We start from the raw sequence: 22,216 nt of genomic DNA, 5'->3' as shown, positions 1-22,216 counted from the left end.
ATGGTAATATAGAAAGATACTATATTTGGAAATTACTATTTTGACAGTATTTTTTTGTGAGGTCGATTGTTATATGAAGGTTGGTCTTGTGGATGACCGTTTGATTGATTTGGATAAGTTAAAAGCGATTGTAGACGGCATTCCCGATGTTGAGATTATCTTCTCTACCTTGTCTGCCGAAGAAGCCTACGAACAAATAAGAAAAGAAGAAATTGATTTATTGATTGCCGACATCGAGATGCCACATCTATCAGGCTATGAGCTTGCCGATATCATTCACACGCATGCACTCGATATTTCCGTGATTTTTGTAACAGGAAATAGCGGTTACGCCGTTCATGCCTTTGAACTAAATGTTCATGACTATATCATGAAGCCCTATCCAAAGGAACGTTTAGTGAAATCAATTGAGCGATTACTTGAAAAAACAAAGTCGGCTGAAATTCATGGAAGATTATACTTAAAGCAAAAAAATGAAATCCACATCCTTCAGAAAAAAGACATTATTTTTATCGAACGTTCCGGTCGTTCGACGACTATTTATACAAAATCGGGACCGATAAAAACCTACCAAACGCTAGGGGAGCTGGAAGGGGAATTACGTGAGAGAGACTTTATTCGGTCACATCGTTCGTTTATCATCAATATTCACTATGTCAAAAACTTTGCGCTCTATGCAAAAAATTCATATATTGTCACTTTCGAAGGCATTGAAGAACAAGCCATGATCACAAAAGAAAAAGTAGACTTTTTACAACAAAATTATTTTTAAGGTGGCGTAACAATAGCAATGTTAGTTTGGGGAATCATTACGGTCTTAGGAGTTTTATGCGTTTATTTACTCTTATCACGATTTTCTATGGCAAGAAAAATGAAAACCCTATCGGAAGAAGCGAAGCATTTCGATGAGCAGCGTGCCCAATTTAATGAAACCTTCCGTGTTGTTCGAAGTGAGCGCCATGACTTTTTAAAGCATGTGTCAGCGATCCATTTTATGCTTGAAAATAAGAACAATGAGGAAGCGAAACAATATTTAGATGAATTGGTTGAGGGCTATAAGGAGACTAATCTTTCAATAAAAGGTGAACACGGCGTGGTGGCAGGTGTTCTCCACCAAATGTATCGTAAAGCGAGAGCACTTGATATTGAGGTTGTATATGATTTTGATTTACCACTTTCTACTTTGCCGTTGTCTGATCAGAAAATCATTACATTAATCGGTAATCTTTTATCAAATAGCATCGATGCCTGTGAGGAATGGCAAAAAAAATATCACCAACAAGCCTTACTGACTTTGCAATTTTACAAGCGAAGTGGTTTATATCTTTTAACATGTAAAAATAACTCTCTTCCAATTCCAGCACAGATCCTTGATCAACTGTTTGTGAACTATGGTAAAACAACTAAAGGTGATGGCCATGAGGGTCTTGGTACAAAACTCATTCAAGATGTTGTCCATGAGGCAAATGGTTTTTTAGACTTTGTACATAAAGATGAGGAATTCATGATAAAAATTAAAATACCTGCAATTAAAAAAGGAGAAATCGTCTGATTTCCCCTTTTTTTAATTCTTGGCTAATGAAGGTTTGACACCGGGTCTCGTTTTATTTTTCCCTGTAATATCCTCTTCTTGTTTTGCACGCTTCATAAAGAATGCAAGAATAAGTGCAACTAATATTAAGAAGGTTGAAACGAAAAATGTGAAATTAATTCCATCAAGCATCGCTTGTAATTGAATCTGCATCCCCTGTGCCTCAGTTGGCTGCCCCTGAATATTCTTTAGTAAATTTGCTGCTGTCGACTCTTTTTTCAATGACATAAGCGTAATTAATAAACCGGTTCCGATCGCTGCTGAAACCTGATTCAACGTATTGTTTACAGCTGTACCATGCGGATATAGATTTCTTGGCAGCTGGTTTAGTCCATTCGTTGAAACTGGCATAAATACCATCGACATTCCAAACATTCTTACCGCATGTAAAACCATAAGATACGTATACGTAGTATCAAATGTTAGTTGGCTGAAAAGATAAGTTGTCACAGTTGTAATCGCAAGTCCAGTAGTTGCTAAAATACGCCCGCCAAATTTATCAAATAATCGTCCATTGATGGGTGACATAATCGCATTTAAAATGGCCCCAGGTAAAAGCATGAGTCCTGTATCCATAGGTGAAATGCCTAGAATCATTTGAGCATAAATCGGTAAAAGTAAAAACCCTGAAAACATGGCCATGTTGACAGCCATTGTGATCCCTGAAGCTAATGCAAACATTGGATAACGATAGACCCCAAAATTAAGCATCGGGATGTCAAGCTTTGATTGACGCAGAATAAACCACGTTAATGAAATGACTCCAATGAGTATCGTGCCATATACTAACGGACTTCCCCAGCCCATGCTTCCTGCCGAACTGAAACCATACAATAATCCGCCAAATCCTATACTTGATAATACTAATGAGAAAAAGTCGAGTTTAAGCGAAACTTTCTCTTTTTTATCCTTCAGCATGATAAATCCAAGGATAAATATAACAGCTGCAATTGGAGTGATAAAGTGGAAGAGCATTCTCCAGTCATAGTGTTCAATAATCCAGCCTGATAAAGTTGGCCCGATCGCTGGTGCGAACATAAGGATTAACCCGAATACCCCCATTGCCGCTCCCCTTTTTTCAACCGGAAAGCTCACAAGCATTACGTTCATCAGGAGAGGCATCATAATCGCTGATCCAGATGCTTGAATCATCCGTCCTGAGAGCAGAACAGGAAAGACATGAGCAGTACCTGCAAGAATTGTACCGATTGTAAACAATCCCATCGCGACTAAAAATAATCGGCGCACTGTATATTTTTCGATTAAAAAGGCTGTCGTCGGAATCAGGATTCCATTAACTAACATGAAACCGGTCGTCAGCCATTGTACTGTCGTTTCATCAACCTTTAATTCCGTCATAATTGAAGGCAGGGCAATATTTAATAATGTATTATTTAAGAAAGAAATAAAGGCTCCAACCATCAAAACAGTAAGTATACCGTAATTGGGTCGGATATGTTTGTCAGAAAAATCCATTAACATTCCTCCTTTTTTTGGACGTGCAGTTCATTTTTTATACCGACTGTTTATATGTAGGCATAAGCTATCTTATATCATGGGTCTTTTGATTGCAATGAAAAAACATCCAATCTGTATTTCTCAAAACATGCTCAGGTTGTAGTTCTTAGATAGAAGCTCAAGAAGCTTTATCCCCGCAATACTATTCCCTTTCTCATCTAAGGCCGGGCCAAATATGCCGATCCCAAATTTTCCGGGCACAGCCCCCATAATACCACCAGATACACCGCTTTTCGCAGGTATCCCAATTTTTATCGCAAACTCCCCTGAGGCATTGTACATCCCACAGGTCACCATAAACGTTTTACAAATGCGGGCAATATTGGCTGGCATAATTTGTCTGCCCGTTTGCGGTTCAATTCCGTCTAATGCAAATACGAGTCCAATCCTCGATAAATCAAGGCAATTCATTTCGATTGCACATTGCTTTGTATACAAATCAATTAGTTCTTCTACATTTCCATCAATGATTTGATGTTGCTTTAAAAAATAACATAAGGCGCGATTTAAATTCGCTGTTTCAAATTCAGAACGGGCAATTTCTTCATTATATTGAATCGTATCATTCCCTGCTAATTCTCGGATAAATGTTAGTAATCTTTGAAACCGTTCGTCCACCTTATTCCCTTTGATCATATTAGTTACAGCAAGTGCCCCCGCATTGATCATCGGATTCAATGGTTTAGACGGTGCCATCGATTCTAGCTTTGCAATGGAGTTAAATGGATCTCCAGTCGGCTCCATGCCAACTCTCTCAAAGACATACTCTTTGTCTCTGTCCATTAAGACAAGTGCAAGCGTAATGACCTTGGAGATACTCTGCAAGGAGATTTTCTTTTCTATATCCCCAGCAGAATAGCAGCGGCCATCAGGATAATTGATCGCAATCGACAAGTCGTTAGGGTTTGCTTTTCCGAGTGCAGGTATATAATCTGCCACAAGACCGTGTTTCGCTATTGGTCGTGCTTCTTGAACCAGCTCTTTTAATTCGTCACTTGATTGACAAGCCATTTTCATCACCATCAGTAGTATTTACTAAATGTAATTTTACTATGAAAATAACATAGCCCATTCCCGGAAATGGGAAGGGCCTTTGTTAACTGCATATGTGTACCCTAGGAAATGTGTTTTAATTACTATCCTGTTGCCTTTTCAGCGAACTGACTATTGTATAGATCCGCGTAAAAGCCTTTTTTCTCTAACAACTCCACAGTGTTGATACGAGGACTGAACGTTTTATCCAAAAAGCAATGAATCGTTTGATGCATGGACGGACAAATTTCGTCATTGCCCACCGTTTATCAACAATTAAGGATGCTGATTTAATTCTTGTAATGAACCACGGACAAGTGATTGAACAAGGAACTCAACAAAACAGTTATCCACAGATCGTTTTTTTATAATATCAGAAACAAAAAAACACATGATAGTTTCATGTGTTTTTAGATCCGATTTTATATTTTTTTATATAAACAATGGGATCTTGATTTTGTTTTGTAATCCGGCCCTCTCGTTCTAAATAGTTTAAGTGCGCGATTGTTTCTGCAATTGCGAAACGCCATTGATGTGAATTTAGCTCTTTATAGGAAAATAATATCTTCGCAATCTCATAAGTTGTATTATGATCAGCTAAGCTCTCAATATATGCAAGCCGCTCCTCATGATGCTGGATTAATTCGTCGATTCGTTCATTTACGTTTAGAACTGGTGTATGATGGGCAGGGTATATTTTCTTAATCGGATACTTTTTAAGTTTCCGTAACGAGTCAATATATTCATGTAACGGCTGCTGACATGCACCTGGCATTACACTAATATTCGGTGTAATCTTTTCAAGAACATGATCGCCACCAATTAAGATACCTTCTTCTTCCTGAAAAAAGCAAATATGTCCAGGACTATGCCCTGGGGTATGAATAACTGACCATTGTTTTTCGCCAAACTCAATCTTATCACCGATTGGTTTTGAAGCAGGCAGTGGGAGAACATTCTTTTGTAAATTATCCATTTGGTCGGTGATTTCATCAGCTAAATCGACTGGAACTCCATGCTGTAATACCATTTCCTTCATTCTTGCAACATATACATTACCCTCACCCCATTCGAGCTCGATCATTCTAGCGTCCACTTCATTCATAAATAGATCAGCACCCGAGTGCTCTTGCATCCAACCAGAAAGACCAGAGTGGTCTGGATGGAAGTGGGTTAAATATATTGTTCGAATATCTTGAGGTCCGATTTCAAAATGGTCAAATATTTCCTGCCACATTTCTCGTGCTGCCGGATAATTTAAACCTACGTCAATCAACACATAACCATTATTCTGTTTAAAAAGATAACAATAGACATACTTCATTGGAAAAGGAACTGGAATTCCAATACGATAGCCACCAAATTCAATTTTTTCAATATTCATGGCTCACCTCAGTTAGATTTTGTTCTCTTCGAGTAGTTTGATTCCTTAGATTTCATTAACCTTGTACTCAATCGAAAGAAAGGACACCTTCGTCCGTATTGTCCAAAAAGGTGTCCATTCATTTGTTAAATCAAACTACTTTTTCAATTTCTTCTTGCATTTTTGTAACCTCTATTTCCGATCTAAAGGAATCAAAATCAGCCTTTTCAATGATTAGTGAAACTAATACACCACCAATAAGCGCCCAGAAAGGTGAGCTTACACTAAAGAAACTTACACCTGACATTGCAATGACCAATGAGAAAAATGCTCCAATTTGAAATCTTTTCTCTGAGAAAGCTGTTTGCAGTGAACTTAAAAGAACACCTATCATTGCCAAACCTGCAACAGTAGCAATTAATGCTCCTGGTAAAGCAGTAACAAACGGTACCGCAATCCCTGCAATTAATCCAAAGCAACCAAATATTACCCCGTTTACTATAACTGCTGCATAGCGACCATCTTTATTTTCACCAGACTCTTTCGATGAGCATATTGCGGTCATTGGTCCTGCAATATTAGCATTATGTCCTCCAAAGAATGATGTAACAATCCCACCAATACCACTCCAAATTGTCATTTCATTAATTGGTGGTTTGTATCCTTCTGCCATTAATACTCCAATTGATTGCGCATTTTCGGCACCAATTACCAATAGGGCTAAAGGAATTCCAACTGATATGATTGCTTCAATTGAAAAAGCTGGCATCAATATTTCAGGTAGGGTAAACCCTGCATTCATAGTGGATGACTGAAAATCACCCATAATTGCAGCGAGAACACCGCCAACAACAAAAGATATTAAGATTGGAGGTACTTTTTTTATGAATCGTGAAGAAAATAAATAAACTAAGATTGCTGAGCCTACGATGATGGGTACGCTTTCTAAAGCGGTAAACATACCGGTTCCAAATCGGATCATTGCTCCAACAATCATTGCCATTACAATTGGTACAGGTATCCATTTCATTGTTTTTCCAATAAGTCCAGAAATCCCAAGGATAAATACAAGAATACCAGCAACTAGGTAAGCTCCAGATATTTCACTTAGTGAATAATGCTGTAAACCTCCAGCTACTAGAACAGCCCCAGGTATAGACCAAGCTCCAGCAATTGGTTGGCGATATTTTAATGCTAAATATATTCCTATTAAACTACCAAAAAAATACACAGAAAACAGCCAGGAAATGGTTTGTTCAATGGACAATCCAGCATCTGTTGCACCACCAATAATAATTAATGCTGGACCCGTACAACCGAAAATAGCAGCAATTGTCCCCGCACTAAACGTATTTGCATTTAAATACTTGGGTAACAACCTTACACTTTCTCCAACAGAATATTTCATATATAGCNCAACCTTACACTTTCTCCAACAGAATATTTCATATATAGCCTCCTTTATTAAATAATTACAGATAAAGATAGACCTTATTTCCCTTTGAAATTAGGTTTTACCTTATTTCCAAACGCTTGAACACCTTCATTAAAGTCTTCTGTCGAACGAAGCATTCCATAGGCAAATCCTTCAATTTCCATTCCCATACTAAGGGGTGTATCTTGGGAAGAGTTTATTACACGCTTTAACACACTTAGTGTCATCGGAGAAAGTCTTACTAGATCCTTTACTAATTTGTCTACCTCTTCTTCTACGTTTTCAGGAGAGGTAACTGTTGTTAATAATCCCCACTGATGTGCTTCTTCGGCTGGAATACGGCGCCCTCTCATAATCATGTCTTTTGCTCTTCCAACCCCAACAATTTTTGCTACACGTTGTGAGCCACCACTTCCTGGAATCATACCTAGGTTGATTTCTGGTAAAGCTAATAGTGTGTTATCAGCTGCGATTCGGAAATCGCAAGCCATTGCAATCTCTAGTCCAACCCCAAAGGTATACCCTTGTAATTGTGCAATAACAGGTTTTGGAGAACGTTCTGGTGCGGCTACATTTACATGTAATTCTGAGAGTACCGCTGGATGCTGCTCCATGAATTCAGCGATATTACCACCAGAAGTAAATGCCTTTTCACCAGCACCCTTAATAATGATAACCCTTACATCATCATCGTGATTTAATTCATTAAAAATTGCATGAAGATGTGAACGAGCAATAAAGCTTAAAGTGTTCATTTTTTCTGGTCGATCCAAAATAATCGTTGCTGTTTTTGCCTCAACATCTTTTTCTACAGAAATATGGTCCCACTGAGTTGTTTGGTTATTAATTGTTGTCATTATAGTACACTCTCCTCAATTTTAAATGTTTGATAGTTTTCTTTTAATTTTCTTCTTAAGATTTTACCAACTGGACTTTTCGGAATTTCTTTAATAAACTTGTACTCTCTTGGGCGTTTGAAGTTTGCAAGTTGGCTCGACTGTTTACAGAAACTGTCTAATTCCTCAGTTGTTAGTCTCTCACCCTTGCTAACGACAAAAGCAACTACCTTCTCACCAAATCGTTCATCTGGTATTCCTGCAACTGCTACCTCCAAAACGTTCGGATGTGATGCTATAACATCTTCTACTTCAAGTGGATGTATATTTTCGCCACCAGAAATAATCATGTCATCTACACGTCCAACCACGTACAAATCCCCATCTTCGTCTAGCACACCCATGTCTCCTGTAAAATACCAGCCATTTCGGATTGATTTTTTATTTGCGTCTGGTCGATTCCAATAGCCTTTAAATGCTTCAATCGAATCGATATTTATTATGATTTCTCCTGGAGTACCGTTTGGAATAATATCATCTGGTGTCGAGTTTCCATCAGGGTCGGGTGTAACTAATCTTAATTGTTGATGAAAACCTGCCTTCCCTGCACAACCTGGTTTTTTATCTAGATAATCACAAATAGTGAATGTATAGACCTCTGTAGAACCATAGTGATTGACAAACACTTCTGGTTTAAGCTTGCTAATTACTTCTTTTGTTAACTCTGATGTCATCGAAGCTCCTGCATATCCAATCTTTCGAAGACTCAGTAGATTGAAAGTATCGAAATTCTTATGATGTAAAAGGTCATGGATAATTGTTGGGACTAAATACACACAGCTTACTTCTTCTTCTTCCATCACTTTTAGCATTGTTAGTGTATCGTTATCTGGAATCATGCATAACTTACCATTTAAGAATGTCATTGATAAAAGAGAGCGCATTCCCATTGTATGGTAAAGTGGCATGACACCAAGTGTACTTTCATGTAGCACATATTTGTTTTGAATAATATGTGCAGTTGCTGCGCTATACTCATTCTTGTGACTTCTAGGTACACCCTTTGGTTTACCAGTAGTTCCTGAAGTGTAAAGCATTAAACAAATGTCATCAAAATGAATAGTTGGTTCGTCAAAAGACTCTTGGTTATGATCAAGAAGTTCTTCATACGTTACGTCGCCACCTGATGCTCCTAGTACACTTATAAATAATGGTTTGTGCTCATACTTCCCTTCAAGTGCTGCAGCCTGACTACTTGGTTCATATACTACAGCTTTCGCATCTGCATTATTTACACAATAAGCAACCTCTTCTGTTGAAAGACGAAAATTAATAGGTGTAAATACCGCACCCAATTTTTGAATGGCCCAATATAACGCAACCATCTCTAATCGATTTTTTAAGATAATGACAACACGGTCACCTTTTTTAATTCCATGCTTTTGTAATGAAAATGCAATCTTATTCGTAATTTGATTAAATTCCTTATACGTTAATCTTCTTTCACCTTCAACAATTGCTGTTTTGGAAGGAAACCTATGCACTGCAAAATTAAATAATTTTCCAAGATCCATTCATTATTCACCTTCTTTGCAATTATTCATTTCACAAGCCTTCTCTATTGCTTCAATAATTCCAGTGTAGCCAGTACATCGACATAAATGTCCCGAGAGCATTTCTTTAATTTCCTCTGTTGATGGTTTTTCATTGTTATTCAACATTTCAAGAGAGGACATTAAAATCCCTGGCGTACAAAAGCCACATTGTAAACCATGGCATTCACTAAAAGATTGCTGTAAAACATGCTGTTGCCCATCCTTAGCCAATCCTTCAATTGTTTGAATTTCAGAGCCATTTGCTTGTACTGCAAACATTAAACAGCTTCTAACTGCAGCTCCGTTGTAGAGAACAGTACAAGAACCACATACTCCATGTTCACATCCAACATGTGTCCCTGTTAAGCCAAGTTCTTCTCTAATAAAATCACTTAGCAACTTTCTAGGCTCTACTTGCTCTTCCACCACCTTTCCATTTATAGAGAATGAGACTTTGATCTTTTCTTTTAGTGTGGAATACGACAATATTAGCCCTCCTTTTGTAATTCTCGATTGTATGCTTTCAATAACGCCCTTCTAGTTAATACCTTTGATAAATGAAGTCTATATTCTTTTGAAGCGTGTAAATCTTCATCTGGGTCAGCATCAACTATTGCTAATTCTGATGCTCTTTCAAGTGTTTTTTCTGTTAGATTTTTTCCAACTAAATATTCCATTGCTTCTTCAGCTAATAATGGTACTGCATCTACTCCACCTAAAACGATTCTTGCATCATCAATTGTTCCACTATCATCGGTAGTAAGAACACAAGCAACCGCAACTAATGCAAAGTCTCCATGTCTTCTACTAAATTCTTCAAATGCATATCCGTTCCAACGGGACAATGGTACATGTATCTCAGTTAACATATCCTCTGGCATTAGTTCTGTTGTTAAGTACGTTATGAAGAAATCATTGATACTCGTCTCTCTGACTTCATCAACGTTTTGAATGACAATTGTAGCATCAAGTGCCAAGAAACTAAGGGGCAATTCCGCACTTGGATCTGCATGTGCAACACTACCACCTATCGTTCCTCTATTACGTGTTTGAACATGACCTATATATCTAGCTGCTTCCGCAAGCAATGGAGCATGTTGTTTGATCAAATCAGACTGCTCCAGTTTTCTTTGAATGGTTAGAGCACCAATTTTTAAAACTTCGTCCTCTATTCGAATTCCTTTTAATTCGTCAATTTGACTTATATCAATCAGGCAACCCGGGTCGGACATCCTCATATTTAAGATTGGAATAAAGCTTTGCCCTCCAGCGATGATTTTGCATTCATCACCATACTCATTTAATAATTTTACTGCTTCTTCTATACTTGAAGGACGTAGGTAGTTAAAAGTAGCTGGTTTCACGATGCCCCCGCCTCCTCTCTAATTAGCAATATCAACCTTTTCTAGTTCCTTTTTTATTTTCTTAAAAAAGTCTTTTATGATGAGCTTAGCGACTCCACCGAGCATTCTTTGACCAATCGAGGCCACTTTTCCACCAACCGCTGCTTCATAGACATATCTAAGCTCAGTATTTTCTTCATCTAGCTGTGTGAGATAAATATCTGCCTCTGCATCAACAAATCCTGGTGCACCTTCGCCGTGAACAATCAACTTATAGTGATTTGGTGGTTCTAGGTCACTAAGTGTAATCGTCGCATCATATTTTCCTTTAACAGCTGCAACCCCAACAGAAAGATTTGCAAGATAAACATTATCCCCTTGTTTCTGTAATTCTTCACAACCCATTATGCAACTTTTTAGTACTTCAGGGTCTAATAAATTATTAAAAACAGTTTCTACATTTCCATTTAGTTGAATATTTCCTTCACCATTCATGATATTTCCTCCTTTAGTGTTATATCTTTACTTCCTGTTTTTTATGAATTGCTGACCAAACACGATCAGGTGATAATGGAAGTTGATTAAATGATAGATTAAATGGCTTTAATGCATCCGTTACTGCATTCGCAATTACAGCTGGTGCACTCATCGTATTACCTTCTCCTAATCCTTTTGCTCCTAATGGAGTCAATGGAGATGCTGTTTCAATATGCTTAATTGTGACTTTTGGGATCTCTGTTGCTGTTGGACATAGGTAATCCATAAAGCTTCCCGTTAAAAACTGACCTTTTTCGTCATAAACAAGCTCTTCATATAATGCTGCACCGAGTCCATGTGCTAACCCACCCATAATTTGACCTTCTACGATTTTTGGATTTAACAGTTTCCCCGCATCATGAATGGTCGTATAGTCTAGGATTTTCACTTCACCTGTTTCAATATCTACCTCTACTTGAACGGCATCAAATACAAATCCATATGTTACAGAGCCATTAACCAGGTCCTTTTCATTCGGTGGTTTGGCAGTTGATAGACTGAAAAATGCTGTCTCATGAATTCCAGGCTCTACTCCGGTCGGAAGTCCATCAGGATTCCAATGAGCCAGCCCTACTAATCTTTTAAGTGAGATATTTCTTGTTGAATCATCTTTCACCCAAACTTTTCCGTCTCGCATAACTAATTCATCTACTGTTACATCCAATTGATCTTTTGCAATTTCTAGTAATTTCAACTTTACCTTTTGGGCAGCTTGATAGACTGCACTTGAACCAATAGGAGCAAATCTACTAGAATAGCTACCAGAAGCTACTGACCACGGGCTTGTTAGTGTATCTAATTCAGCAACTACCCGAATCGTGCTTGGGTCAACTCCTAGTATATCTCCTATAATTTGAGCGGTAACCGTTTCATGACCTTGACCAGTAGGAACCGTACTTATTCTAGCAGTGATACCACCCATTGGATCAATGGAAATGGTGGCTCCTTCATTAGTACCTGATTTTGGTAGTGATTTTGCTCTTTCTTCAGGTGTTAATGCAATCGTGACATAACCCATATTAGATCCTGATGGCTCGACAATGCTTGCAAATCCTATTCCTAAGTATTTTCCTTGTTTCCAAGCCTCTTTTTGTTTTTGTCTAAAACCTTCATAGTCAATCGTTTGAAGAGCCAGCTGTAAGGCTTTATGATAATCCCCACTATCATAAATACCACCCGGTGCTGTTTGATATGGAAATTCTTCCTTTCTTATAAGATTCTTACTAATTACTTCAATAGGATCTAAGTCAAGTTCATGTGAAATAATTTGTACCATTCTTTCTAATGGAAAATAAAGCTGTGGACCACCATATCCACGTATTAAGCCTGTCGGTAACTTGTTTGTCACAACCGCAATCGCTTCCATTTGTAGGTTTTGAATACGATATGCTCCTGTCGAATTTGAATGTGTACGATATAAACTAGCTGGTTCTGGTGCTCGAATATATGCTCCGACATTATCTGCAAACTTCATCTTCATACCTAGAATAGTCCCATCATTTTGTACAGCGACATCAATCCAGGTTACACGATCTGTTCCACTTGAACTGGCTAATAGATGTTCTTGGCGATCTTCAATCCATTTCACGGGTACACCTACAATTCGTGAAACAACTCCCATTAATACCATGTAAGGAAATACACCTGCTTTGATACCATAGCTACCTCCAATATCTTTTGGAGTGATAATGCGAAGTCTATTACTTGGTACTTTAAGTGCAGCAGTCATAACCGAATGAAGTGTGAATGGACCATGGAAATTTGCCCAAATCGTATATGCCCCTTCACTTTGGGTAAAGTTTGCGATAACCCCGTAATTTTCAACAGGTGTTGCAGTAACCTTTGGAAATGTAAATTTCCTACTTATAACATGATCAGCATTGTTAAATGCTTCTTCTACGTTTCCGTAATTAAAGTGACGATGATTTACAATGTTATTTCCTACTTCTTCATGTAAAATTTCTGAATCAGGAGATAGAGCGTCTTCAATCTGAACTACCGCAGCTAACGGTTCATAATCCACCTTAATTTTAGAAACCGCATCTTCAGCAATGTACCGATTTTTTGCTACAACAACAGCAACTGTCTCCCCAACAAAACGAACTTTATCCACTGCAATTGGATAATATTTTACCGGGGCTTTTACACCTACAGGAAATGGTTTTGTTAACTCTTCCACTTGCTTACCAATCACGACACCTACAACACCTGGTACTTTCACTGCTTCTTCGATATGGATATCAATGATACGGGCATGTGCATGTGGACTTCTTAGAATAGCTGCGTAATGAATGTTTGGTAATGGTGAGAGGTCTTCTATATATGTGCCTTGCCCAGACAATAATCGCGCATCCTCAACACGATTCATAGGCTTACCCAAAAATGTCAATTTCCTTCCTCCTTTTTAATAAACTGATATAATCTTCTACTGTATCAATATCTTCAGGAGCTTTTTCTTCTACTGTGTGAATAAGGGCATGTTTTCGATTTGATTGAATAATAGATTTGGCACCTTCGTCCCCAGTTAAGTCCATCAAGTCTTTGAAAAACGGTTTGCCAAAAATGATAGGATGGCGAGTCTTTCCTAAATAAGACGTTACTATCAATGATTGTTTTGATGTTTGATACAAAGTAAGTATTTCATTCATAACCTCTATTTTTATCTCTGGCTGATCAGCTAATAAAATCATTGCAGCATCACAAGTGGAAGGGAGACATTCAATTCCTAATTTAAGTGAGCTGCTCATTCCCTGTGATGTGACATGATTCCAAACAATAGACACAGGTAAATCTGATAGCTCCCGTACCAATAGTGGAAATTGCTGATTCAATACCACCACTGTATGATCTGCTTGATTGCGTAACACTTTTTTTACGGTATATCGTAAAATTGTTTCTCCATCTAAATCCAACGCTAATTTATGACACCCTTGCATTCTTGTAGAAAGACCCGCTGCTAATACAATGTTCCATATTTCTTTTTTCATTTTGCTACCAATTCGTTTGGCCTTGATTCATGATTTGGAATTGACTCTTTAATGTGAATCGAATCTTTTTTAAATTTTAAAGACCGGTTGGACGTATTATTTTTATGACCCATGATTTCAGCTACAATACTTAGTGCGATTTCCTGAGGAGTTTCAGATCCAATATCAAGCCCAATTGGAGTATAAATATTATTTTCAATCTTTGAAGGAATCGAAATTCCTTTTTGCTCTAAATCTTTTTTTAATTTTAGAAACCTTTTCTTTGGTCCTAATAATCCAATGTAATTGATTTCTGAGTGAAGTAATCCTTCTAGATAAATGAGGTCCTGTTCATAATGATGCGTCATAATCACAGCGTACAAATTGGAATGAAAATCTACATCTGCCGGAAATTGTCTTGGTGGAACAAGGATTGAATCATCAACATTTGATTGTTGAATTTGCTCCAAATATCCTGGGCGATGATCTACAACCGTCACCCTCCAATCTAGAAGTTTCAATTGTTGAATCAAAGGTATAGCATCCGGCCCTGCACCAAATATGACTATGTTAGGCGTCGGTGTAATCGTTTCCAAAAATAACGTTGTTGAAACAAGTTCGTTATTAATCAAAAATGTATGTGTTATCATTCCGCTGTTCGAGTTTAACCCTATCAAGTTTGGGCTTTCTTGTATTTCACTTGCTTCCAACATGTGACCTAATGGCATTAATCTGTGATTACTTGACTGAAGAACTGTATATATAGTATATGGAGTAGTCCTTTTATATTTTTTATTAAAGATGTTTAACATTTTGTCTGTTTCAAACTTCTTATTAATAGGATCAATAAGAGATAGCCATATTGTAATTTCTCCATTGCATCCCACACCTAGTCCCCATGGTGCGTCATCATCATTTCGCAGATCATAGATTACTTGCTTAGGATGACCATTTTCAAACACTTCTTTTGCATGTTCAAATAAATCTTGTTCAACGCAACCACCACTGAGAATTCCATAACTTCTTCCATTTTCAAGGATGAGGCTTTTTGCACCAATTTGTCGATACGAAGACCCATTCTTGTCAATAATAGTAGCAAGGACTGCTTTTTCATTGTTCTGTATGCATCTCATGAGTTCTGTTGTTACTTTCAATAGCTCCTCACTCCCTTTGAAATATAAACCAATTATAAAAATAATCAGAATCTTCAAGTTTCACATTTTTGTCATAGTTACTTCTAAATTTTTATTAACAAAGTTTATTTCGTTTAGCGGGGAAGATATAGACGTTCATGCTCATTCAATAAACCTAAAGAAGGAGACACAAAAAAAAGATAAATCCTTTTAGATTTATCCTTCCTTTCTAATTATTTGCTTGTTAAAAAACAAATTTCTATATTCTGAGGGTGTACAACTTTCGCTTTTCTTAAAGGTCGTTGCAAAATACCCAGAGCTTGTGAAACCGATCTGATGAGCAATTACTTCAATTGGTAAAGCGGTCATTTTTAATAATTTTTTTGATTGTTCAATACGATATGAAGTTAAATATTCAATAAAGTTAACACCCATTTCCTCTTTAAACAAACGACTAAAATGTGAGGGACTTAAATATACGGTATCAGCAACTTGATTCAATGTAATGGGTTCTTTGAAATTTTCTTGGATATATTGAATAGAAGCATTTATAGGATTCGCTAAATCAGGATTTGTAGGTAATTTATTGTTACCAATAAATTGTTCTGATTCGTTAGATATACTTTTGATCATGATTCTATCAAAAATTTTTATTATATCACTCTTGGAACATGGTTTTAATAAATACCCAGAAAACCCAAGATTTATACTTTTTTGCACATATTCAAAAATTTGAAGATGAGTAATAATTATGACTGAAATATTTGGATCCCACCGAATAGCCTCCATCCCTAATTCTAAACCACTACGATCTGGTAAAGATATCTCGGCGATAAGTATAGATGGTTTTATTTGCTTTAGTAGCATTTCCCCTTTTTCATACGTTTCTGATTCATGTACTGAAAAATAATTATATTTACTTGAATTAACAAATTCACGAAGGGAATACCGACTTTCAAATTCATCATCAACTATTAATATGTTCGCCATTTTGAATTCCCCTCCTATGGCTGATTTTTAAAATTTTGCGAAATGAGAAAAATTTAAATATTTACCATTTAACCCCAACTACACAAAAGTCTTTGTTCTTAAATATTTTTTTGGTAAGGTTGATTCAAATATATAGCGTCGTGGTCTTTTATAATTAGATAATATCGGATGATTTTTGCAAAATAAGTCTAACTCACCCACTGATAATGTATCGTCACTTGGAACGATAATCGCAACAACAATTTGTCCCCAACGCTCATCACATTCTCCGACTACAACTGCTTTATCAACTTTTGGATGTTCCATTAATACATTTTCAACCTCTAAGGGGTATATGTTATCCCCTGCACAAAGAATCATCTCATCAATTCTGCCCACTACATACATATCACCATCAGAATCGATATAACCTAAATCTCCAGTATAATACCAACTTTGTACAACACTACGTTTTGTTAAATCTGGCTTATTCCAATATCCTTTAAACGCTTCGGGTGATTGCAAATTTACAATAATTTCCCCTACTTTTCCTTCTTCTACAATATCCTCTGGAGTTTTTGTTCGTTTAATATCGGGTTCAATAATTCGAATGTTTTGATGAATACCAGGTTTGCCAGCGCAACCAGGCTTTTTATCAATGTTATCACAATAAGTAAACGTATACACTTCTGTGCTCCCATAATGATTCACAAAATACGAGGGCTGAAAAATATCTTGACATAACTGAACTACTCTCTTAGACATTGGAGCACCCGCATATGCGATTGTTCGAATTTCGTTAAAATAAGAACTTGTAATATCAGTAAGCATGGCAATATCATAGTACATATTTGGAAATAAGTATAAACATGTTATTTTTTCTGTCTCAATTAATGTAACAGCATCATAAGCATCAAATTCTCTTTGAATGATGTATGTTCCATTTAACATAACCATACTGATTAGTGAACGCAGTCCCATCGTATGATAAAGAGGCATCACCCCTAAGGTCGTATCATGCAACTGATAATGACATTGAAAGATATGAGCATACGATGAAGAATACTCATTTTGATGAGAACGAGGTACTCCTTTTGGTCTTCCAGTTGTCCCAGATGTATAGAGTATGACAGCTAAATCGTCACTATTAATCTCATTCGGATTAAAATCATTCGAACTTAATCTTGTTAGTTCAGAATAATTAATATCACCTTTTCCATCTATATTTAATAAAAGTGGACGTTCTTTAAATTTTGTTTTATTGATTAAGATTTCGGTGGATTGTTCATATATGATTAATTTAGCCTCAAGATCATTTAAACAATAATGAACAACTTCTTGGGATTGTCTACTATTTATTGGAGCAAAAATAGCACCAAGCTTTTGAATGGCCCAAAAAATAACGATTGATTCTAACCTATTCTTCAACAAAAGAGCAATTCGGTCTTTTTTCTTTATACCAATTTTATGAAAAGAGGACGCTACACTATTAACTTCTTTTCCTAACTGACGATATGTATATTTTCTTTCTCCATCCACAACGGCAATTTTATTCGGAAATCTTTCGACTGCGAAATTGAAAATTTGATTCAAATCCATCCTATCTCCTCCTAAAACGTTTATACTCTCTCGACAAAGTTTTCGATTAGATTCTTTTTCTGAATTTTCAATACTCTAACTTCCATTCAATATACCATTTATTGTGTAAGGTCACAACAATAATTCATTTACATCATAAGTTGTCATGACATCGGTGAAAAGAGTTCAGAGCTTCTCATTTCATCCTTTTTCACACAAAATAAATACACCCACAAACATTGTTGGAATACCATTTGTGAGTGTTAGAAAGTTCTTTAAAGGGTAACCGGTGTCTAGGTTGATAATCTCCTACATTTAAACCACAATTTTTCCTGTATGACCATTATTTAATCTTCACCGGTTGAATCTTATTTGAATATAACTTGCCTAACCTGACATATTCCATTTCTGATTCTCTTATTCTTTCACTTTCATCAGGCGAAATCGATTTTATTACTTTAGCTGGTATACCGGCAACAAGACTATTAGGCTCAATTCTGGTTTTAGCACCAAAATTAGACATCCTTCCGTCATGGATGTGATGTAAATAGCTGGACATACTAATCACAACCGAAAATCTCAGAGAGGTGATTCAACATGAATATTGATATAACATCAATTTACGACAACATGCCGGATTTTTCGAATCATATGGAAGCGAGAGAATGGTTTAAGAACGAGTTTCAAGACAGATTTTTCCTACGGACACATAGTGATAACGATGGAAAGATGACGTATTATTATCACATCGTGAAAGATCCCGAAACGTATCAACGATATATGGAGAGTTTTGCGAGTGAGGAAAAACGAGAAATCACCGAGATGTCCACATTTGAAAGCTATACAACCGTTAAAATAAGTGAAGACGGAGATGTAAATATTACAATATGAGGAGATAAGCTTAATGCTTCTGCTAATCGGCGACAAGCATAAGACGTGCGCTGACAGAAGGTGCATTTTACCTTCCGAAGCGATTGGCTAGACCCAAGAGCCGAGATGGCTTCTTGAGCTAGACATTGAAAAAAGGAGGTTCACCGTGGAACGGGTTCCGTTTCCTGTCGCAAAACCCGAAAATGTAGCCCATTTTGTACTGCTTTTTGTATCTGTTTTTGCAATTAAAAATAAGGTGGCTCAGTTCACTGAGCCATTTTTGATTGGAAAAGAGGTTAGGGGGGCAGCTTACGCACCGGATTTTAAAAAATAGAGGGAGAAATTCCTCTTAATTTGTAAATAGGCTAAAAAATAGCGTAAATAAGAGGAGAAATTTCCCCTATTGACTCAAGTAACGTAAAAATTGGGGATTTTTCTTTGCATAAGCGGAAAATTTCCCCCTATCAACCCCGAAAAGAGCTCTATTCTGCATTTAATGGAAATATCTCCGCTTATTTTAAATATCACTGGGTATTCAATTAAGGATAGGATTTCCTATGTTTCTAAGTACTTTTGTAAGATAAAATGTATGCCAAATTGTAGGGGTACAACAGCCATTGTACCCCTACAATTTGGGGGTCATTTTCCTATACAACTTTTTATATAATTTCAGCACAAATGGCTTTACTCCCAATAAAAAATGAGCGTCAATTTCATATGCAAATTGGCACTCATTTTAACTTACATTTTTAATGTTTGTGATAGTTAACGGAACCCGTTATTCACCGTGGAATCCTCCTTTTCCTTATAATCTATCCTCTTCAACTGCCGCTTCTATCATATTTGAATTTTTATGATGAATGAATTCAACCATGTCTTCTTTACTGATTGGTCGACTGAATAAATAGCCTTGAATTTCATCACAGCCCATATCCACAAGCATTCCACATTCATCCCATGTTTCTACACCCTCAGCGACTACATTCAGTTGCAGCCCGTGTGCGATATCAAAAATCGCCTTAACCAATAAAGCCTTTTTATCATTTTTATCAATATTATGGATAAATTTTCGATCAATTTTAATTTCATCAATTGGAAGCTTTAATAATTGGTACAGGGATGAGTATCCTTTACCAAAATCATCGATGGAGATTTGCACTCCAAGCTCTTTTAGTTTTTGAATCCTCTCCGCAACACGCTGTTGGTCTGAAATAAACACACTTTCTGTAATTTCGAGTTTTAAATATTTGGGCTCTAATCCTGAATTCTCCAACGCATTCTTTACCATAGACACTAAAAATTCTTGTTGAAAATGCTTTGCCGAGAGGTTTACTGAAATCGGAACGTGTAATAGATTGTTAAGTTGCCATTGTTTATTCTGCCTGCATGCCTGAACAAGGGACCATTCGTCAATTTGAGAAATTAAGCCGATTTCCTCAGCCACTTCAATAAACACCCCTGGAGAAACTGTACCTAAAACAGGATCATTCCAGCGAAGCAGGGCTTCGATACCTGTTATTTTGCCTGCAAATATTTTGGGCTGATAAAACTGTTCAAACCCTTCTTTATCAACTGCAATGCGCAAGGAGTTTTCAATAGTTAGACGCTGCTGGAATTTATTTTTCATCGATTCATCAAAAAACTGAACCGTGTTGCCGCCCATCTCCTTTGATATATACATGGCAATATCTGCATATTTTACTAATTCATCTAAGTCTTCCCCATTCTCAGGGTACATACTTACTCCAATGCTAGCGGTAATGTAGTGGTCTTGACCTGAGATGGTGAAATAGGATGAAAATTCCTTAACAATCATATCTAAGGTTTGATGGACTTCCTCTCTATTTTCCACCGAATGAACGACAACAAACTCATCCCCGCCAAGTCGGAATACCTGCCGATTATCTGCTTGCAATGTCTTCAGCTTATTCCCAGTTGCTTTAAGAAGCATATCTCCGGCCTCATGGCCCAAAGTATCATTTATTTGCTTGAATTGATTTAGGTCAATAAAGATAATCGCAATTTCCTTTTTAAGGCAATTTCTAATTAAATCTCGAACGTATTTTTGAAAAAAATAACGATTAGGTAGATAAGTCAAGCTGTCATAAAAAGCTAGCTTATGGAGCTTGTCCTCGGATTCCTTCAGTTTCACAGTTTGTTCTTTTAAAATATGGTTCATTTCGATACTTTCTTGAAAAAGCTCCTTCAACTTATCTGCCATCTTTTTAAGATTTTTACCTAACACTCGCAGCTCTGAAATTGTACTTTGAGGCCACTCAATATTCTCCATTCTTCGCAGCTTATTTGGTAAACCAGTCGTTATTGTTGTCAGCTGCTTTAAGTTATTCGTAAGAAGCCGACTAATGACCACCACAAAAGAAATAGCTGATATTGCAAGAATGAGTAAGAATTTTAGCTGATCAAGTGAAGTATTAAAGAGCTGTTGTTGATCCCCGGCAATAGGGAATTGGAGCATGATTCGAAATGAATCTGTATCCCTTGTATAAAAATAAAACGCATCCATCCATCTTGTAATTGGCTGAACATCATCCTCAGTAACTGGCAACGCTTCAAATAATCTTGGTGAAATCTCACGAATCTCAAACCTATTAGGATCAAAATCGACCAAGGCTGTAGATGCTATGACATTATTCTTATTATCAAAGATAATAATTTCGCTTTCTTTAGTCTTATTGCGCCAAATGATGTCCTCAATTTGCTTTACATCGATTGTGCCATTGTCTTTTTCCAATTGAAGAAACTCATTCTCTATTCGATTTACCCTCGTTTCCCCAACAGAACCCAAATCCTTTTTTATGAGTTCAAACGTATTCACTGCATTTATCATCACACTTATAAAAAACGGAACAAGTATGGTGAAAATGGTGATCTGGGATAAAAACTGATGAATCGACACATTATTTTTATTTAGCCGGTTATTCTTAACCAATTTATAAAATGGAAAATAGGCCAGGAGCACGTCTGCTACTAAAACATTGAAAAGCCCATTCGTAATATCTTTACTGATTAAAAAATAAAGTGTAGTCCCTGATAAAGATTCTCGACCTGCAAAAAATAATAGCCCTATTCCAATCGAGAACCAAAAAAACACATCAACAAAGAACATTTTTGCTTTTCTGCCACGCAGGAAAAACGCACCAACAAAAATGATTTCCACCAAGCCTATGATTGAATAAAATGGACTATTTGAAAAAATGAGAGCAAAGAAGATTGTGATAAGCCCGGTTACAATCGCAGCGGTATAGCCAAATATGCGAAGTATTAAAAATAGAAAGATACTCGCAAAAGTGAATGTTATTCCATACAAAAGTGACAATTTAAAGTGAGAGGCGAGCAGTACCAGTCCCATTAGGGCTACTAATAGGATTATGTCGCTATTCAGTTTGCCTTTTATTTGTGTCAATCCTATCATAAAGTCTCCTCTAATTT

Annotated in this window: 19 protein-coding genes and 1 pseudogene; 5 read left to right on the top strand and 15 right to left on the bottom strand. The window is 36.8% G+C overall.

Annotated features, from left to right (window positions below; all coding sequences use genetic code 11):
- The first annotated feature begins 73 nt into the window (after positions 1-73).
- Together LKW28_RS13475 and LKW28_RS13470 are read left to right on the top strand one after the other, a co-directional pair.
- Positions 74-772, top strand: coding sequence for a LytR/AlgR family response regulator transcription factor (locus LKW28_RS13475; protein ID WP_229140888.1), 699 nt, complete (start codon positions 74-76; stop codon positions 770-772).
- Positions 773-790: 18 nt separating this feature from the next.
- Positions 791-1,552 carry a sensor histidine kinase gene (locus LKW28_RS13470; RefSeq protein WP_229140887.1) on the top strand — a complete coding sequence of 254 codons (762 nt, stop codon included), beginning with the start codon at positions 791-793 and terminating at the stop codon, positions 1,550-1,552.
- 12 nt (positions 1,553-1,564) lie between these two features.
- Here the strand turns inward: LKW28_RS13470 and LKW28_RS13465 are convergent, their stop codons facing one another.
- Both LKW28_RS13465 and glsA read right to left on the bottom strand, forming a co-directional pair.
- The gene (locus LKW28_RS13465; RefSeq protein ID WP_229140886.1) at positions 1,565-3,067 is read right to left on the bottom strand and encodes a DHA2 family efflux MFS transporter permease subunit; all 1,503 of its coding nucleotides are present in this window, start codon (positions 3,065-3,067) and stop codon (positions 1,565-1,567) included.
- A 123-nt stretch (positions 3,068-3,190) separates the two neighbouring features.
- The gene (gene glsA / locus LKW28_RS13460; RefSeq protein ID WP_229140885.1) at positions 3,191-4,120 is read right to left on the bottom strand and encodes a glutaminase A; all 930 of its coding nucleotides are present in this window, start codon (positions 4,118-4,120) and stop codon (positions 3,191-3,193) included.
- Between the two features lie 203 nt (positions 4,121-4,323).
- On the opposite strand from glsA, the pseudogene LKW28_RS23260 reads away from it, so the two are divergent.
- A pseudogene (locus tag LKW28_RS23260) lies at positions 4,324-4,512 on the top strand (hypothetical protein); the annotation flags it as partial.
- Positions 4,513-4,541: 29 nt separating this feature from the next.
- On the opposite strand, the gene LKW28_RS13450 reads toward LKW28_RS23260, so the two are convergent.
- The 12 genes from LKW28_RS13450 to LKW28_RS13395 form a co-directional block, all read right to left on the bottom strand.
- Complete coding sequence (locus LKW28_RS13450; protein WP_229140884.1) at positions 4,542-5,525, bottom strand: MBL fold metallo-hydrolase; 984 nt, start codon at positions 5,523-5,525, stop codon at positions 4,542-4,544.
- Between the two features lie 130 nt (positions 5,526-5,655).
- Entirely contained in the window at positions 5,656-6,912 is a 1,257-nt protein-coding gene (locus LKW28_RS13445; protein ID WP_229140883.1) for a benzoate/H(+) symporter BenE family transporter, read from the bottom strand.
- Positions 6,913-6,995: 83 nt separating this feature from the next.
- Positions 6,996-7,796 (bottom strand): enoyl-CoA hydratase/isomerase family protein, encoded by an 801-nt coding sequence (locus LKW28_RS13440; RefSeq protein ID WP_229140882.1) that lies wholly within the window; start codon positions 7,794-7,796, stop codon positions 6,996-6,998.
- Entirely contained in the window at positions 7,796-9,349 is a 1,554-nt protein-coding gene (locus LKW28_RS13435; RefSeq protein ID WP_229140881.1) for a class I adenylate-forming enzyme family protein, read from the bottom strand. Before LKW28_RS13435 ends, LKW28_RS13440 begins: the two co-directional genes overlap by 1 nt.
- Before the next feature lie 3 nt (positions 9,350-9,352).
- A complete protein-coding gene (locus tag LKW28_RS13430) occupies positions 9,353-9,856 on the bottom strand; it encodes a (2Fe-2S)-binding protein (RefSeq protein WP_229140880.1) in 504 nt (167 codons plus the stop codon).
- A 2-nt stretch (positions 9,857-9,858) separates the two neighbouring features.
- Entirely contained in the window at positions 9,859-10,734 is an 876-nt protein-coding gene (locus LKW28_RS23150) for an FAD binding domain-containing protein (protein WP_229140879.1), read from the bottom strand.
- A gap of 18 nt (positions 10,735-10,752) precedes the next feature.
- Positions 10,753-11,208, bottom strand: a complete 456-nt coding sequence (locus LKW28_RS13420; RefSeq protein ID WP_229140878.1) for an SRPBCC family protein — start codon at positions 11,206-11,208, stop codon at positions 10,753-10,755.
- A 19-nt stretch (positions 11,209-11,227) separates the two neighbouring features.
- Positions 11,228-13,639, bottom strand: coding sequence for a xanthine dehydrogenase family protein molybdopterin-binding subunit (locus LKW28_RS13415; RefSeq protein WP_229140877.1), 2,412 nt, complete (start codon positions 13,637-13,639; stop codon positions 11,228-11,230).
- Positions 13,623-14,237 carry a nucleotidyltransferase family protein gene (locus tag LKW28_RS13410; RefSeq protein WP_229140876.1) on the bottom strand — a complete coding sequence of 205 codons (615 nt, stop codon included), beginning with the start codon at positions 14,235-14,237 and terminating at the stop codon, positions 13,623-13,625. Before LKW28_RS13410 ends, LKW28_RS13415 begins: the two co-directional genes overlap by 17 nt.
- Complete coding sequence (locus tag LKW28_RS13405) at positions 14,234-15,370, bottom strand: XdhC family protein (protein WP_229140875.1); 1,137 nt, start codon at positions 15,368-15,370, stop codon at positions 14,234-14,236. The genes LKW28_RS13410 and LKW28_RS13405 overlap by 4 nt, the downstream gene beginning before the upstream one ends.
- Positions 15,371-15,565: 195 nt before the next feature.
- Positions 15,566-16,339 (bottom strand): helix-turn-helix domain-containing protein, encoded by a 774-nt coding sequence (locus LKW28_RS13400; RefSeq protein WP_229140874.1) that lies wholly within the window; start codon positions 16,337-16,339, stop codon positions 15,566-15,568.
- Positions 16,340-16,417: 78 nt separating this feature from the next.
- Complete coding sequence (locus LKW28_RS13395; RefSeq protein ID WP_229140873.1) at positions 16,418-17,917, bottom strand: class I adenylate-forming enzyme family protein; 1,500 nt, start codon at positions 17,915-17,917, stop codon at positions 16,418-16,420.
- 576 nt (positions 17,918-18,493) lie between these two features.
- Here LKW28_RS13395 and LKW28_RS13390 point away from each other — a divergent pair.
- Together LKW28_RS13390 and LKW28_RS13385 are read left to right on the top strand one after the other, a co-directional pair.
- Complete coding sequence (locus LKW28_RS13390; protein ID WP_229140872.1) at positions 18,494-18,787, top strand: hypothetical protein; 294 nt, start codon at positions 18,494-18,496, stop codon at positions 18,785-18,787.
- Positions 18,788-18,932: 145 nt separating this feature from the next.
- Positions 18,933-19,100, top strand: coding sequence for a hypothetical protein (locus LKW28_RS13385; protein WP_229140871.1), 168 nt, complete (start codon positions 18,933-18,935; stop codon positions 19,098-19,100).
- 471 nt (positions 19,101-19,571) lie between these two features.
- On the opposite strand, the gene LKW28_RS13380 is transcribed toward LKW28_RS13385, so the two are convergent.
- On the bottom strand, positions 19,572-22,199 hold the full coding sequence (locus LKW28_RS13380; protein ID WP_229140870.1) for a putative bifunctional diguanylate cyclase/phosphodiesterase: 2,628 nt from the start codon (positions 22,197-22,199) through the stop codon (positions 19,572-19,574).
- Between the last annotated feature and the right edge of the window lie 17 nt (positions 22,200-22,216).

Source organism: Bacillus sp. REN16 (genome assembly GCF_020731355.1).
Taxonomy (GTDB): Bacteria; Bacillota; Bacilli; order Bacillales; family Bacillaceae_L; genus Ferdinandcohnia.
This window is presented reverse-complemented; position numbering and strand designations above follow the sequence as displayed.

Excerpts from the sequence above, each read along its gene's own strand:
- LKW28_RS13390 (WP_229140872.1), top strand. The coding sequence starts at position 18,494 with ATGAATATTGATATAACATCAATTTACGACAACATGCCGGATTTTTCG.
- LKW28_RS13440 (WP_229140882.1), bottom strand. The coding sequence starts at position 7,796 with ATGACAACAATTAATAACCAAACAACTCAGTGGGACCATATTTCTGTA.
- glsA (WP_229140885.1), bottom strand. The coding sequence starts at position 4,120 with ATGGCTTGTCAATCAAGTGACGAATTAAAAGAGCTGGTTCAAGAAGCA.
- LKW28_RS13475 (WP_229140888.1), top strand. The coding sequence starts at position 74 with ATGAAGGTTGGTCTTGTGGATGACCGTTTGATTGATTTGGATAAGTTA.
- LKW28_RS13435 (WP_229140881.1), bottom strand. The coding sequence starts at position 9,349 with ATGGATCTTGGAAAATTATTTAATTTTGCAGTGCATAGGTTTCCTTCC.
- LKW28_RS13450 (WP_229140884.1), bottom strand. The coding sequence starts at position 5,525 with ATGAATATTGAAAAAATTGAATTTGGTGGCTATCGTATTGGAATTCCA.
- LKW28_RS13400 (WP_229140874.1), bottom strand. The coding sequence starts at position 16,339 with ATGGCGAACATATTAATAGTTGATGATGAATTTGAAAGTCGGTATTCC.
- LKW28_RS13465 (WP_229140886.1), bottom strand. The coding sequence starts at position 3,067 with ATGGATTTTTCTGACAAACATATCCGACCCAATTACGGTATACTTACT.
- LKW28_RS13410 (WP_229140876.1), bottom strand. The coding sequence starts at position 14,237 with ATGAAAAAAGAAATATGGAACATTGTATTAGCAGCGGGTCTTTCTACA.
- LKW28_RS13380 (WP_229140870.1), bottom strand. The coding sequence starts at position 22,199 with ATGATAGGATTGACACAAATAAAAGGCAAACTGAATAGCGACATAATC.
- LKW28_RS13445 (WP_229140883.1), bottom strand. The coding sequence starts at position 6,912 with ATGAAATATTCTGTTGGAGAAAGTGTAAGGTTGTTACCCAAGTATTTA.
- LKW28_RS13420 (WP_229140878.1), bottom strand. The coding sequence starts at position 11,208 with ATGAATGGTGAAGGAAATATTCAACTAAATGGAAATGTAGAAACTGTT.
- LKW28_RS13470 (WP_229140887.1), top strand. The coding sequence starts at position 791 with ATGTTAGTTTGGGGAATCATTACGGTCTTAGGAGTTTTATGCGTTTAT.
- LKW28_RS13395 (WP_229140873.1), bottom strand. The coding sequence starts at position 17,917 with ATGGATTTGAATCAAATTTTCAATTTCGCAGTCGAAAGATTTCCGAAT.